We start from the raw sequence: 13,923 nt of genomic DNA on the forward strand, positions 1-13,923 counted from the left end.
CTGCCAGCCGCGGCAAGGGTCAGGCGACGATGCGTGGCTCCGACGCCAACCTCGACAGCACCTGCGTCAGCCGTCTTGCCGCGACGTCCCATTCCTCCAGTGCGCTTCCCCGGCCCAGGGCTGCCGTGCGCAGGGATCTGCGTAGCTCCGGGTCCGCGTACCAGCGGTGCAGGGCGTCCGCCAGGGCGAACGGGTCGTTCGGCGGGACCAGCAGGCCCGGCATCTCGCCGTCCGCGTCGACGCCCAGGGCGTCGTAGACCCCGCCCACCTCGGTCGCCAGGACCGGGATGCCGCGGGCCAGGGCCTGCGCCACGAACATGCCCGACGCGCCGCCGCGCGACGGGATCACCAGCAGGTCCGCCGCGTTGTAGGCCGCGCCCAGGTCCACCGCGTCGCCGGACAGCGTGATCCGGCCGCCCAGTCCGAGGCGCTCGATCGACCAGCCCAGCTCGTCGACGTAACCGCGGGACACCTCGAGCGAGCCGACGCAGACGCACGACAGCGCGAGGTGGTCGACCTCGCCCAGGGCCTCGACCAGCACGTCTTGGCCGTTGCGGCGGGTGACGTCGCCGACGCACAGCAGGCGGGACACGCCGTCCGCACCCGCGGCCAGCGGGGCCGCGTCCGTGCCCGGCTTCGCCACGTAGACGCGGCTCGGGTCCAGGTCGTGGCGGTCGATCAGCAGCCGGGCCAGCCACGGGCTGGTCGCGACGACCATGCCCGCCATCCGCAGCGTCTCGCGCTCGCACGCGTCCAGCTCCGCGCGGCGCGCCGGATCGAGGCCGGGCTCGTCGGCGAGGGCCTGGTGGACCAGCACGGCCAGCCGCAGCCGTCTGGCGTGCGGGACGACGATCTCGGGGACGCCGGCCGCGATCATGCCGTCGAGCAGCACCACCGTGCGGTCGGGCAGCGCCATGAGTGACCGTGCGAGCCGTCTGCGAGCCGTCGCGTCCGGCTCCGGCCAGTCGCCCACGATCGGCAGCTCCAGCACCGGCTGCCCGACGGCGGGCAGGTTCTGGCACATGCGCTTGTCGTAGCTGTCGCTGCCCGGCGGCGCGGCCGGGAGGATGAAGACCATCGGGTCGGCGGGCCTCATCGCGGACGCCGGGGCAGGGCGGTGGAAACGGACACGGCTACCTCCAGGCGCGGTCGACGACGATGACGGCTCATCTGTCACACGTGGCCGGCACCGGGCCGGTTCAGACCTGTCCGTCGATCATCCAGACGCCGTTCTCCTGGATCATGGTGAAGGTGTCGTTCTCGGCCTGGCCGCCGTCGTAGACGACGTGCGCGGTGACCCGGTTGGGCCCGACCTCCTTCACGCCGCTGGCGTTCACCGACTTGAACCGGCCCCAGAAGCGGGTGTACGTCTCGTACGTCTGGCCGCGCGACGCCTTGAAGTGGGCGGTCAGGAGCTTCCACGCCTCCGCCGGGTTGCCCGGGAGCAACTGGTAGTAGGAGTTGAGCGCGTCGGCGGCGTTCTTCGCGGACGCCACCGTCGAAATCGTCGGTGACGTCGGCGGCGCCGAGGTCGACGGCGCCGACGTGGGCGGCGGTGTCGGGGACGGCGAGGCCGAGGTGGGGGCCGAAGCCGAGGTGGACGGCGCCGGCGAGGCCGGCGGGGCGGCGTTGTCCTGCGGCGGCTTCTGGCGCACGACCAGCAGGATCGCCACGACGACCGCGACGCACAGCAGCGCCGCGCCCGCGCCGACGGCGATCATGCCCTTGCGCGCGCCCGGCGACACCGCGGCGACCTCGCCCGGCGGGGGCGGGATGACGGCCGAGGCCGGCATGGCGGCCGGCGCCTCCGGGATCGTCGCCGCGAGCACGGCCTCCCCCGGCTCGTCGTCCGTCAGCAGCGCCCGCAGCTCCCGCTCGACCTCGTCCATCGACGGCCGCTCGGCGGGTTCGGGGGCGAGCATCCGCAGCAGCAGCGGGGTCAGCCGCTCGGCCTTGACCGGCGGCTCGATCTCCCCGCTCGACGCCTTGTAGAGCAAGGCGATCGGGTTGTCCGAGGTGCCGTACGGCGTCGAGCCCTCGACGGCGGCGTACAGCGTGGCGCCGAGGGAGAAGACGTCGGCGGCGAAGCTCGCGTCCTCGCCGCGGGCGATCTCGGGCGCGAGGTACGCGGGCGTTCCGGCGATCTCACCGGTGGCGGTGAGCTTGACGTCACCGATCGCGCGGGAGATGCCGAAGTCGGTGATCTTCGCCGTGCCGTCGTCGGAGACCAGGATGTTGGCCGGCTTGACGTCGCGGTGGACGATCCCGACGCGGTGCGCGCCCGCCAGCGCGGAGCTGATCTGGGCGCCGACGCGGATGGCGTCGTCGACCGGAACCGGTTCCTCCTGGATCAGGACGGCGAAGCTCTTCGACGGCAGGTACTCCATCACCAGCCACGGCCGGTCCTCTTCCTCGAGGACGGCGAACACCGTGATCGCGTGGGAATGCTGCAACCGGGCCGCGATCCGCGCCTCGCGCATCGCGCGGTTCTTCGCTTCTTCGGTGCGGTCCTCGTCGTGGTCGTGCGGCAGCAGGAGTTCCTTGATCGCCACCGTGCGGTCGAGCCGCTCGTCCTGCGCGCGCCACACCGTGCCCATCGCGCCGCCGCCGATCGGCTCGATCAGCCGGTACCGATCGCGGATCCGGCGACTTTCCACGAGCATCCACCATTCTCCGAAGCGGCCCACGAGATCCGGCCAGCATGCCAGGCTCATCCGCCGACCGGTACCAACGTAACCGAAAACCTTGCGCGGACAGTGCAATCACGCACGTGGCGCTGCCCACCGTGTACCCGGAATCTTAACGAACAACCCCATGGGCACGATCAAGCGCGTCCACGATCTCCTTGCGCAGCCCGGCACCGACGGCGATCGTGGCCGTGGAATCGACCGAATGCTCGCTGCCGTCACGGTCGACGACGGCGCCGCCGGCCTCGCGCACCAGCAGCACGCCGGCCATCGTGTCCCACGGTTTGTTGGCCAGAATCAGTGCTGCGTCGAGCTTTCCGTCCGCCACCCACGCCAGGTCGATCGCCGCGCTGCCGTACATCCTGATCTTCTGCGCCCGCGCGCCGAGGTCCGAAAGGAGCAACAGCCGGGCGCGGTTCTTCTCGTCCGCGAGTTCACCGATCGCGAAGTCACCCACGGCGATCATCGCGTCCGACATCTCCGTCGCGGCGGACGCGCGGACGCGCTCCCCGTTCGCGAACGCACCTTCGCCTTCCGCGGCCGTGTAGGTGACGCCCAGATAGGGCAGCGTGATCGCCGCGACCGTGCTCTGCGTGCCGTCCACCAGCGCCAGGGAAATCCCGCACAGTGGAATCCCGCGGGCGAAGTTCGCGGTCCCGTCGATCGGGTCGAGCGCCCACCAGCGATCACCGCCGTCGCCGCTGCGCCCGCGCTCCTCGCCGAAGACGCCGATCTCCGGCGTCTCGGCGGCGAGGAACTCGCGCAGCGCGTCCTCGACCGCGGTGTCGACGTCGGTCACCAGGTCGCGATCACCTTTCGCGGAAACGGAAAAACTCGGGCGCGACCGGATGATCGCGGTCGCTTTCGCCACGGCTTCGCGCGCGACGTCCAGCAGTGCGGCATGCTCGCTCATGCCACCAACATAGAGAAGGGGTGCCGCCATGACCGACCTGTTCCCGCTCGCGACCACGGCCGATGAGCAGCGGCGGCGGGCGGCGGTCGCGGTGCTGCCGATCGGCAGCTTCGAGCAGCACGGCGCGCACTTGCCGCTGGTGACGGACACCGTCATCGCCGCGACGCTGGCCAAGGCCGTCGCCGACGCGTACCCCGTGCTGCACCTGCCGCCGCTCCCGATCTCCTGCTCGCACGAGCACGCCGCGTGGCCCGGCACGGTCAGCGTCTCCGCGCGCACGCTGCACGCCGTCGTCACCGACGTCGCGGACTCGCTCGAAGCGTCCGGCGTGGACCGGCTCGTGCTGGTCAACGGGCACGGCGGCAACTACGTACTGTCCAATGTGGTCCAGGAGTCGAAAGGGTCGATGGCGCTGTTCCCCGGCGTCGCGGACTGGCAGGCCGCGCACACCGCGGCCGGCCTGCGGACGTCTTTGGACGACGACATGCACGCGGGCGAGCTGGAGACGTCGATCCTGCTGCACGCGCACCCGCACCTGGTCCGGCCCGGGTACGAGACGGCCGACCACGTCACCGACCGCGAACACCTGCTGACGCTGGGCTTGCGGGCGTACACGGAGTCGGGCGTCGTCGGCCGGCCGTCCCTGGCGACCGCGGCGAAGGGGCACGTCGTGCTGGACACGCTGGTCCAGCGCTTCGCCGCGCTGCTCGAGGTGTTAAGCGCCTGACAGGTGCGGGAGCAGGTGGTCCATCCGCTCGGCCTTGGTCCGGAGGTAGCGGAGGCTCTCCGGATTCGGCGGAACCAGCAGCGGAACCAGTTCGCTGATGCGGATTCCGTAGCGGGTGAGCTGGTTGGCCTTTTCCGGGTTGTTCGACAGCAGCCGCACCGAGCGGACGCCGAGGTCCTGCAGGATGCCGGCCGCCGAGTGGTAGTCGCGGGCGTCGATCGGCAGGCCGAGGGCCACGTTCGCGTCCACCGTGTCGAGGCCTTCGTCTTGCAGGCGCATCGCCTTGAGCTTGGCGAGCAGGCCGATCCCGCGGCCCTCGTGACCCTGGACGTAGATCAGCACGCCGGCACCCTCTTCGACGATCCGGTCCAGGGCCGCCGCCAGCTGGTCGCCGCATTCGCAGTGCGTCGAGGCGAAGACGTCCCCGGTCAGGCACTCGCTGTGGACGCGGGTGAGCGTTCCGAGCTCGGTGATCTCGCCGTGGACCAGCGCGACCTGCTCGGTGCCGGTCCGGTCGAGGTAGCCGACCGCGCGGAAGGTCCCGTGCCGCGTCGGGAGCCGGGTGTCGACCACCCGCTCGACCACGGCCCGGTGCGGCAGGTTTTCGACGGCTTCGCTTGCGGTCATGACTTCAATCCCATCTCCGATTCGACAGGAACGTCGGCCGCCGTGCGCGGGGCGGGAACGACGGTTCCGGCGTGCGGAGCGCGGGCCAGGCGGAACCCGGCGATGCTCCGGACGAGCAGGACACCGGCGCCGGGCAGGCTCGCGACCAGCGAGAGCACGCCGTAGACGACGGCGACGGTGACACCTTGGGCGGCGCCGAGGCCGGCCGCGCCGAAGAGCAGGGCGCAGACGCCTTCACGCGGGCCGAAGCCACCGACGTTGAGCGGGAGACCCATCGCGAGCAGCGCGAGGATCATCAGGGGCAGCAGCTGCCCGACCGGTGCGTCCACGCCGGCGACGCGGGCGGCGACGACGAACAGCGCCAGGTGCCCGGCCAGCGTCGCGACCGACAGGAAGCCGACGGCGGGCCACGTCTCGCGGGTCAGCAGGCCCAGGCGGACGTCGGCGAGGGTGGCGGCGAAGCCGCGGCGCACCTTCGACGGGCTGTGGATCCAGCGGCCGCCGACCGTCCGGCCGATCACCGCCGCGGCGACCGCGAGCAGCACCACGACGACCCCGCAGAGCGTCACGACCTGGCGGAACGCGCCCGGCACGACCCCCGGCCAGGCCAGCACGACGGTGACGGCGGAGCCGATCAGGACGACCTGGCCGGCGGTGCGTTCGAGGACGACGGCACGCACGCCGCGCGGCACGTCGCCGGACTCGCGGCCGTGCTGCACCGCGCGGTGGACGTCACCGAGGACGCCCGCGGGCAGCACGCCGTTGAGGAACAGCGCGCGGTAGTAGTCGCCGACCGCGGTCCGCAGCGAAAGCCGCAGGCCGAGCCGGGTGGCGACGATCTGCCAGCGGCCCGCGCTGAACAGCGTCGTCGCGAAGCCGATGCCGAGCGCGGCCACCACGCCGACGGTGTCGATCCGGCCGAGGCCGTCGAGGAAGGCGCCGCTGCCGAGCTGCCAGACGAGCACCGCGAGGATGCCGACGGCGCCGAGGATGCGCAGCCAGGCGAGCGCGCGCTTCACGCCGCCACCTCCAGGCTCGGCGGCAGGACCAGCAGGTCGCCGTGGTGGATCACCGCGTGCAGCTCACCGGCCTGCGCCATCTCCAGCCGGCGCTGCAGGTAGACGTCGGCGGCCGGGCGCAACTCGGGCAGCTGCTCGACAGCGGCGCCGACCCAGCCCTCGAGCCACTGCCGCTGCAGCTCGGCCTGATCGGGTCCGAGCCGCCAGGCGCTCTCGGCGCGGACGACCGTGGCACCGAGCCTGCCGAACGCGGTCGCGGCGACGTCGCCCGCGGTGGGGCCGAGGAGCCGCCTGCCGCCGGTGAGCCGGCGCTGGTGGGCGTTGAACGAGGCGGAGAGGGCGGAGTCGAGCGGGTCGGCGGGCGAGAGTTCCACCCGGCCCGTGACCGAGAGCATCAGCAGCGCCGCGCAGCCGGCCCCGACGATGGCGCCGGCCAGCGCCGTGACCTCGTCCTCGGTCAGCAGGTCGAGCAGCGCGGACGCGGTGACCAGCGACGTCCCGGCGAGGTCGGCGGCGCGCAGCGCGGTGACGTCCCGCTGCTCGGCGACCACGGCGACCGGGCTGCCGTCCAGCGCGGCGGCCGGCAGCGAAGTGCGGGCGCGGGTGAGCAGCTCGGCATCCTCGTCGTGCAGGATCCAGCGCTGCGTGCCGGGCAGGCGCGCGGCCAGCCAGCGGCCGAGCGACCCCGTGCCGCAGCCGAGGTCGCGGATGACCAGGTCGCCTTCCGGCAGGTTCTCGCGCAGCGTGTCGACGAGCTCGGTGGCGCGAGCCGCGGCGTCGGCGGGTTCCCGCAGGTACAGCCAGGCCGGTGCGAACGCGGTCATGCCGCCGCCTCCTGCCGCTGCAGCACCTCGGCGATCCGGCGCGCGGTGGCGTCCCAGCCGGTCAGCGTCTCGCGGCGCAGCTGCGCCGACGTGCGCAAACGCTTGCGCAGGTCGGCTTCGGTCAGCCAGCGGCGCAGCGCGGCACCGAGCGCGTCGACGTCGTCGCCCGGCACGAGCATCCCGGGCACCGAGCCGTCCGGCGCGACGCCGACGGTGTCGGGCAGCGCGTCGACGTCGGTGGTCAGCACCGGCACGCCGCGGGAGAGGGCCTCGGTGACGACCATGCCGAACGTCTCGGCGCGCGAAGGCAGCACGAGCAGGTCTGCGGAGTGGTAGGTCGCGGCGAGCGCCGGGCCGGTCCGCGGGCCGGTGAGGGTGAACCGGGCGCCGAGGCGGTGCTCGCGCAGCCGCTCGACGTACTTCGTCTCCCGGCGGATGCCGCCGACGCATTCGCAGGTCCAGCGCAGGTCGGCGACGGTCTCGAGGGCCTGAGCGAGCACGCCCTGGCCCTTGCGCGGGGTCACGTTGGCCACGCAGACCAGGCGCGACATGCCGTCGGTGCCGATCGACAGCGGCGCCGGGTCGACCCCGGGCGTCACGGCGTGGACGCGGTGCGGGGCCAGGCCGTGGTGGCGGATCAGCCGTCGCGCCGCCCACTCGCTGGTCGCGACGACCGAGCTCGCGGCGTGCAGCGTCTCGCGCTCCAGCGCGTCCAGCTCGGCGGCGAGCGCGGGCGGCAGGCCGGTCTCGTCGGCCAGCGGCAGGTGCACCAGGACCGAGAGCGACAGGCGGCGCGCCTGCGGGACGATCACCTCGGGCACACCGCACGCGACCAGGCCGTCGAGCAGCACGGCGGAGCCGGTGGGCAACGCCGAAAGCAGGTGGCCCAGGACCGCGCGCGCCTCGGTGTCCGGCCGCGGCCAGCTGCCGCTGACGGCGATCTCGTGCACGTCCAGCCCGGCGGCGGTGAGGCCGTCGCACATCCGGCGGTCGTAGGTGTTGCCGCCGCTCGGGACGGCCGGGTCGTCGACGTCGCCCGGCAGGATCACGTAGAGGCCGTTCACAGCGCACGCTCGTAACTCGCCCAGGCGACGTGCGATTCCTTCAGCGAGACGGTGATGCCTTCGAGCCCGCGCGCGCCTTCGCCGAGGCGTCCGGCTTGGATGGCGTCGGCGAGGCGGTCGGCGATGACCTTCGCGAGGAACTCGGTCGAGGTGTTGATGCCCTTGAACACCGGCTCGTCGTCGAGGTTGCGGTAGTTCAGGTCGCTCAGCACCGCCCCGAGCTCTTCCGTGGCCTTGCCGATGTCGACGACGATGTTGTCCTCGTCGAGGTCGGTGCGGCGGAAGGTGGCATCCACCACGAAGGTCGCGCCGTGCAGGCGTTGCGCGGGTCCGAAGACTTCTCCGCGGAAGCTGTGGGCGACCATCACGTGGTCACGGACGGTGATGCTGAACACCAAGACCTCCGATGCGTTCGGGGTGGACGTGGTTACTGCGGCTGATACATGACACGGAGGCAGCGGGCGGAAAGTTCATTCGCGGCCAACCGGGGTAACACCGACGGCAGGTCGGCAAACGCGCATTCGCCGTTGACCAGCGCCTCGAACGCCGGATCGGCCAGAAGATCGAGAGCGACGCCGAGCCGCTGCGCGTAGTCGCGATCCGGGCGCGCGACCGTGCCGACCTGGCTGCTGCGGATCGTCAGCCGTCGCGAGTGGAAGTTCTCGCCGAGCGGCACGCTGACCTTCCGGTCGCCGTACCAGGACAGCTCGACGACCTCGCCCTCCGGCGCGAGCAGCTCCAGCGCCTTCGCGAGGCCGGCTTCGGACGCGCTCGCGTGGACGACGAGGTCGCAGTCGCCCAGCGCCGCTTCCGGCGTCGCGAAGTCGACGCCGAGTGCGTCGGCGATCTCTTTCTGTCGCGGGTCGACGTCGATGAGCTGCACGCGCGTCGCGGGGAAGCCGGACAGCAGCTTGGCGACGCTGGCGCCGACCATCCCGGCGCCGATCACGGCGATCCGGTCACCGAGCCGCGGCCGCGCGTCCCAGACGGCGTTGACGGCGGTCTCGACGGTGCCGGCGAGGATCGCGCGGCCGGGCGGGACGTTGTCGGGCACGAGGGTCACCGCGCTCACCGGGACGACGTACGCGGTCTGGTGCGGGTAGAGGCAGAAGACGGTCTTGCCCCGGAGCTCGCCGGTCTCGACGACGCCGACGTTGAGGTAGCCGTACTTCACCGGGCCGGGGAACTCGCCGTCCTGGAACGGCGCGCGCATGACGTCGTACTGGCTCGCCGGGACGCCGCCGCGGAACACGAGGGTCTCGGTGCCGCGCGAGACGCCCGAACACAGCGTGCGCACAAGGACTTCGTCCGGTCCGGGGTCGCGCAGCGTCACGGGCCGGATCTCGCCTTCGCCCGGCTTTTGAACCCAGAAAGCGCGTTCCACGTGTTTCTCCTAGCAGGCGACCGGAGGCTGGTGTCGCCGCCACCCTATGAGCAAATTCGCGGAGCGGACGATGATCAAGCACGGACTTCTCCTACGCGCGGCGGTGCCGGCGTGGGTGCTCACCGCCGGAGCCGTCGCCGGTGGCCTCGCGCCGATCGCCTGGGCGACCGGGCTCGTGTTCGGCCTCGCGCTGGTGCTGCTGACGGGCTGGGGCCTGCGACGCACCGGCCGTGGGAGCTTCGGTCCGGCGGACTGGATCACCTTCGCCCGGGCGACGCTCGTCGGCTGCGCCGCGGAACTGATCGCGGACGCCCACCAGCCGATCGCGTGGCTGGTCGCGCTGATCGCCGTCGCGCTGGCGCTGGACGGCGTCGACGGCCAGGTCGCCCGCCGCACCGGGACGACGTCGGAGTTCGGCGCGCGCTTCGACATGGAGGTCGACGCGTTCCTGATCCTGCTGCTGTGCGTCCAGGTGTCGGAGAAGCTCGGCCTGTGGGTGCTGGCGATCGGCCTGATGCGCTACGCGTTCGTCGCGGCGTCGTGGGCGATGCCGTGGCTGACGGCGCCGCTGTACCCGAGCATGGCCCGCAAGACGGTGGCCGCGGTCCAGGGCGTGGTCTTGGTGGTCGCGGTGTCGGAGATCCTGCCGGTGGCGTGGACGTTCGCCGCGGTGGTGGTGGCGCTGACGTCACTGGTCTGGTCGTTCGGCCGCGACGTCGTCTGGCTGGCCCGGACGCGCGTCCCGGCGGCCCGCCCGGCCCCGATCGCGGTCCTCACCCGCCGCCTCGGCCACGGCACAGCGCTGCCGGGCCACAACCAGGCCGCCTGACCTCACGTCGGGTCGTGAGTGGTAATGAGGGTTCTAACCCGAATTACCACTCACGACCGGTGCGCTGTCAGCCCGACTCGCGGGCGGCCTTGGCGCGGCGCTTGCCTTCGTGCATCGCGGCCACCCGGGCGACCGGGATCGTGTGGCCCTCCTCGACGAGGTCCGCCGGCAGCACGAACGGCTCCGGCATCTCCGCCGTCCACGGGTCGCCGTCGGCGAGCAGGGCCGGCGCGGTGTGGACCGTGAAGTCCGACGGCTTCACGCCGTCCAGGTCGGCCCAGCGGACCGGGAACGACACCGGCGCGCCCGGGCGGTTGCGGGGGCTGTAGACGCAGACGACCGTGCCGCCGCCGGAGCGGGTCGAGTCCAGGAAGACCTTGCCGTCACGGCGGTCCTTGACGAACTCCGTCGTGCCGCGCGCCGGGTCGATGCGCTCGGCGCGGGCCGCGACCGCGCGGGTGGCCGCCGCGATGTCTTCGGTCGACTGGCCCGGGGCGAGCGGGACGAAGACGTGCAGCCCCTTCGAGCCACTGGTCTTGACGGCGCCGTCGAGACCGTCGGCCTGCAGCGCCTCGCGCACCAGCTTCGCGGCGTCGATCGCCAGCGTGAACGGGCCTTCCTCCGGCGGGTCGAGGTCGAGGACGAGGTGCGTCGGCCCGGTGGTGGGCTCGCCGCGGAAGAGCGTCACGTGGTACTCGATCGCCCGCTGGTTGCCGAACCAGATCAGCGTGCGCAGGTCGTTGCCGAGCGCGTAGATGACTTCGCGGCGCGAGCGGTCGGCCCACAGCGGCATCCGCTCGACCCAGTCCGGCGTGTACTTCGGCAGGTTCTTCTGCATGAACGGCCCCTGGCCGCGCAGCACCCGCACCACCGACAACGGCCGATCGCGCAGCTCCGGCACCATCCGGTCGGCGACCGCTTCGAGGTAGTCGAGCATCTCGCGCTTGGTGGCCCCCGCACCGGGGAAGACCTCCTGGTCGAGACTGCTCAACTTCACGCCGTGACGGAGCTCATCGCTGCTCATCGGCCCACCTTCGCCCGCGCGCGCGAAGCGGTCAACTCGTTGCGAGCCTTCCTCAGAACGGCCGACGCCCGGTGCGCAGCCGGCGGCGGAGGTCCCAGAGGCAGAGGTTGCACGGGAACCGCCGCAGCGGGCCCGGGCTGAGCCGGACCACCGCGCCGACCCCGCGCAGGAGTGCGTCGAACCGGCGTTGGTCGGCCGACGTCCAGGTCAGGTGCATCTCCGCGCGGAAGTGCGGTGGCAGGAAGCCCGTCGTGACGAAGCGGTGGAAGCGCCGGGCCGGTGCGGCCGCGATGGCGTCGTAGGTCACCGGGCTGTCCGGCGCCGAGTGGACCTGGGCGTGGGCCCGGTTGACGCCGCGGCGGTAGGCGGCGCGCTCGGCGTCGGTGCCCATCGTGGCGACGGCGAGGTAGGTGAGTGCGGTCCGCGTCCGCTTCGCCGGGTGCCGGAACAGGTTGCCGCTGTCGACCTTGCTCAGGGAACGCCGCTGTTGAGGCTGTGTCAAGAACCGAAGGTGGCCTTCGGGTCGTACTCGCGCTTCAGCTCGCGCAACCGCCGCAGGTCACCCGCCGGGTAGACGCTCTCGGCGACCTCCGCCGGGTCGTGCTCGCCGTACACGAACGGCAGCAGCCGCCCGCTCGACCACGGCGTCAGCGCGTCGAACAGCTTCGCGTGCGCCCGCCGGACCGGCTCGATCCCGGCCTCGACCACGGAAAGGGCCCGGACGACGAACTCCGCCGCGCTGTCCCAGCCGACGCCCGGCACCGCCGGCGGCCGGGTGAGCGCGCCGCCCAGCCGGTCGACGATCAGCACCGTGTCGACGTCCGCGCCCGGGCCCGCGTGTTCGACGATGGCGTCGAGCATGGCGTCGTTGAGCTGGGTGACCGTCGCGTTGGTGCCGTGGTAGCCGTGCGGGTGCGGCGGCTCGGCCGCGATCGAGCCGGACTCGCTGAACGGCATCGGCTTCAGCGTGTCCAGCAACGCGGGCGCCGCGGCCCGCAGCGGCGCGACGAGGTCGTCACCGCCGTCGCCGAGGTAGGCGACCCGGACGTGCGCGATGTGCTTGCCGCGCAACGGTTCCGGCACCATCGGCAGGTCGGGGTACGGGATCATCGCGAGTGACGTCGTCAGCGTGTCGGGCGCGCTCGACGCCCAGGTGCGCCAGGCCCGCAGCACCGCGGGGATGTCCGCGGTGCCGAAGTAGCGGCCGCCGCCGTACAGCTCGGCGACCGGGACCAGGCCGATCTCCAGCGCGGTCACGATGCCGAAGTCCGCCCGGCCGCCGCGCAGCGCCCAGAACAGGTCCGAACCCGCCTCGACGTGCTGAAGCGAGCCGTCGGCGGTCACGACGTCGATCGCGCGCACGTCGTCGGCGGCGCGGCCGTACTTCCGCGCCATCAGGCCGAAGCCGCCGCTGAGGGTGTAGCCGACAACGCCGACGTCCGGCGACGAGCCGCTGAGCGGGGCGAGCCCGTGCTTCGCGGCGGCTTCGAGCACCGCGCCCCAGCGGACCCCGGCCTCGACGCGGGCGGTGCCGGCCGCGGCGTCGACGTCCACGCCGGTCAGCCGCCGGGTGCTGATCAGCAGCCCGTCGGTGCCCGCGGTCAGGCCGTGCCCGGTGGCCTGCACGGTGACGCGCAGGCCCTGGGCCGCGGCGAACCGGACGGCGGTGACGACGTCGGCGGCGGTCTCGGCGCCGACGACCACGGCGGGCCGGCTGGCGACGGCGAGCTGGAACCCGGCGACTTCGTCGGCGTAGCCGTCCTGGCCGGGCTCGAAGACCCGGCCGGTGAGCGGGGTGACGTCCATCGTGAACTCCTCCTTCGGTGCTCCTTCCACCTTCGGTCCGCGACGATCAGAAGTCCAAGATCTGGTTTATATCCCGACTAGAATCAGTGCTTATGGAACTGCACCAGCTCGCGTACTTCGTCGCCGTCGCGGAGGAGGGCAACTTCACGCGCGCGGCGGAGCGGATGCACGTCGCCCAGCCCGGGGTGAGCGCCCAGATCCGGCGGCTCGAGCGCGAGCTGGGCCAGGAGCTGCTGGACCGCTCCGGCCGCACCGTCCGGCTCACCGACGTCGGCGCGGCCGCGCTGCCGCACGCCCGGGCCGCGCTCGCGGCGGTGCAGGGCGTGCGCGAAGCCGTCGACGAGCTGGCCGGACTGGTCCGCGGCCAGGTCGCGCTCGGCGCCGTGACGTCGGCGGGCCCGGTCGGGCTGCCGGACCTGCTGGCCGGGTTCCACGAGCGCTACCCGGCGGTGGAGATCACGCTGGCCGAGGCCAACTCCGACACGATGCTGACGGCGTTGCGGGAGGGCCGGCTCGACCTGGCGGTCGTCGGTCTCGCGGCCGAGCCGCCGCCGGGCATCACGACGCAGGTGCTGATCGACGAGCCGTTCCTGGCCGTCACGGCGCCGTCGGGTCCGCTGGCCGGCCGCGCGGAGGTCGCGCTGGTCGACCTGGCCGGGCCGCCGCTGATGGCCCTGCCGAAGGGCACCGGCCTGCGCACGGCGCTGGACCGGGCCTTCGCGGCCGAAGGGCTGACGCCGCGGATCGCGTTCGAGGCGGCGGACCCGAACGTGCTGGTGCAGCTGGCGGTGCGCGGCCTCGGCGTGGCGGTGGTGCCGGAGTCACTGGCCCGCTACCACGAGGGTGACGTGCGGGTGCTCGACATCGTCCGGCCGCGGCTGCGCGGGGTGCTGGCGCTGGCGTGGCGCGCGGAGGGCCCGATCGGCCCGGCGGCCCGCGCCCTGATCGCGTTCGCCCGGACCCACCTGCCCCGCCCCACACCGCCGGGGCGTCCGTAGCCACGCCCTATACTCGCCCCC

Annotated in this window: 15 protein-coding genes; 3 read left to right on the forward strand and 12 right to left on the reverse strand. The window is 73.0% G+C overall.

Translation table 11 applies throughout. The annotated features are described in order from the left end of the window. Positions 1-19: 19 nt before the first annotated feature. From OHS58_RS31570 to OHS58_RS31580, 3 genes are all read right to left on the reverse strand, one after another. A complete protein-coding gene (locus tag OHS58_RS31570; protein WP_326951673.1) occupies positions 20-1,078 on the reverse strand; it encodes a glycosyltransferase in 1,059 nt (352 codons plus the stop codon). Positions 1,079-1,199: 121 nt separating this feature from the next. Then, entirely contained in the window at positions 1,200-2,663 is a 1,464-nt protein-coding gene (locus tag OHS58_RS31575; protein WP_328644932.1) for a serine/threonine-protein kinase, read from the reverse strand. A gap of 136 nt (positions 2,664-2,799) precedes the next feature. After that, positions 2,800-3,600, reverse strand: coding sequence for an inositol monophosphatase family protein (locus OHS58_RS31580; RefSeq protein ID WP_328649887.1), 801 nt, complete (start codon positions 3,598-3,600; stop codon positions 2,800-2,802). A gap of 28 nt (positions 3,601-3,628) precedes the next feature. Here OHS58_RS31580 and OHS58_RS31585 point away from each other — a divergent pair, with 28 nt between their 5' ends. Continuing rightward, positions 3,629-4,327, forward strand: a complete 699-nt coding sequence (locus tag OHS58_RS31585; RefSeq protein ID WP_328644933.1) for a creatininase family protein — start codon at positions 3,629-3,631, stop codon at positions 4,325-4,327. On the opposite strand, the gene ribA is transcribed toward OHS58_RS31585, so the two are convergent. From ribA to OHS58_RS31615, 6 genes are read right to left on the reverse strand one after another with little or no spacing between them, the layout of a single operon-like run. Beyond that, positions 4,316-4,954 carry a GTP cyclohydrolase II gene (gene ribA, locus OHS58_RS31590; RefSeq protein ID WP_247058202.1) on the reverse strand — a complete coding sequence of 213 codons (639 nt, stop codon included), beginning with the start codon at positions 4,952-4,954 and terminating at the stop codon, positions 4,316-4,318. The two genes, OHS58_RS31585 and ribA, sit on opposite strands and share 12 nt — an antisense overlap. Beyond that, the gene (locus OHS58_RS31595) at positions 4,951-5,973 is read right to left on the reverse strand and encodes a lysylphosphatidylglycerol synthase transmembrane domain-containing protein (protein WP_328644934.1); all 1,023 of its coding nucleotides are present in this window, start codon (positions 5,971-5,973) and stop codon (positions 4,951-4,953) included. The genes ribA and OHS58_RS31595 overlap by 4 nt, the downstream gene beginning before the upstream one ends. Next, complete coding sequence (locus OHS58_RS31600; protein ID WP_328644935.1) at positions 5,970-6,797, reverse strand: class I SAM-dependent methyltransferase; 828 nt, start codon at positions 6,795-6,797, stop codon at positions 5,970-5,972. Before OHS58_RS31600 ends, OHS58_RS31595 begins: the two co-directional genes overlap by 4 nt. Beyond that, entirely contained in the window at positions 6,794-7,861 is a 1,068-nt protein-coding gene (locus OHS58_RS31605; protein WP_328644936.1) for a glycosyltransferase family 4 protein, read from the reverse strand. The genes OHS58_RS31600 and OHS58_RS31605 overlap by 4 nt, the downstream gene beginning before the upstream one ends. Beyond that, positions 7,858-8,256: a 6-pyruvoyl trahydropterin synthase family protein gene (locus tag OHS58_RS31610; RefSeq protein ID WP_323323953.1), complete on the reverse strand. Its 399-nt coding sequence runs from the start codon at positions 8,254-8,256 to the stop codon at positions 7,858-7,860. The genes OHS58_RS31605 and OHS58_RS31610 overlap by 4 nt, the downstream gene beginning before the upstream one ends. A 32-nt stretch (positions 8,257-8,288) precedes the next feature. Next, positions 8,289-9,245: a zinc-dependent alcohol dehydrogenase gene (locus tag OHS58_RS31615; RefSeq protein WP_328644937.1), complete on the reverse strand. Its 957-nt coding sequence runs from the start codon at positions 9,243-9,245 to the stop codon at positions 8,289-8,291. A gap of 70 nt (positions 9,246-9,315) precedes the next feature. Between OHS58_RS31615 and OHS58_RS31620 the strand changes: the two genes are divergently transcribed. After that, positions 9,316-10,074 carry a CDP-alcohol phosphatidyltransferase family protein gene (locus tag OHS58_RS31620; protein WP_328649888.1) on the forward strand — a complete coding sequence of 253 codons (759 nt, stop codon included), beginning with the start codon at positions 9,316-9,318 and terminating at the stop codon, positions 10,072-10,074. A gap of 67 nt (positions 10,075-10,141) precedes the next feature. Here OHS58_RS31620 and ligD read toward each other — a convergent pair whose 3' ends face one another. The 3 genes from ligD to OHS58_RS31635 are packed head-to-tail and all read right to left on the reverse strand — an operon-like array spanning position 10,142 to position 12,904. Continuing rightward, positions 10,142-11,098: a non-homologous end-joining DNA ligase gene (gene ligD / locus OHS58_RS31625; RefSeq protein WP_326944590.1), complete on the reverse strand. Its 957-nt coding sequence runs from the start codon at positions 11,096-11,098 to the stop codon at positions 10,142-10,144. 52 nt (positions 11,099-11,150) lie between these two features. Next, positions 11,151-11,600, reverse strand: coding sequence for an oxygenase MpaB family protein (locus OHS58_RS31630; protein WP_328644938.1), 450 nt, complete (start codon positions 11,598-11,600; stop codon positions 11,151-11,153). Continuing rightward, the gene (locus OHS58_RS31635; protein WP_328644939.1) at positions 11,597-12,904 is read right to left on the reverse strand and encodes an FAD-binding oxidoreductase; all 1,308 of its coding nucleotides are present in this window, start codon (positions 12,902-12,904) and stop codon (positions 11,597-11,599) included. Before OHS58_RS31635 ends, OHS58_RS31630 begins: the two co-directional genes overlap by 4 nt. Positions 12,905-12,996: 92 nt before the next feature. Between OHS58_RS31635 and OHS58_RS31640 the strand changes: the two genes are divergently transcribed. Continuing rightward, a complete protein-coding gene (locus OHS58_RS31640) occupies positions 12,997-13,902 on the forward strand; it encodes a LysR family transcriptional regulator (protein WP_328644940.1) in 906 nt (301 codons plus the stop codon). Positions 13,903-13,923: the final 21 nt, after the last annotated feature.

The organism is Amycolatopsis sp. NBC_00348 (assembly GCF_036114655.1).
GTDB lineage: Bacteria > Actinomycetota > Actinomycetes > Mycobacteriales > Pseudonocardiaceae > Amycolatopsis.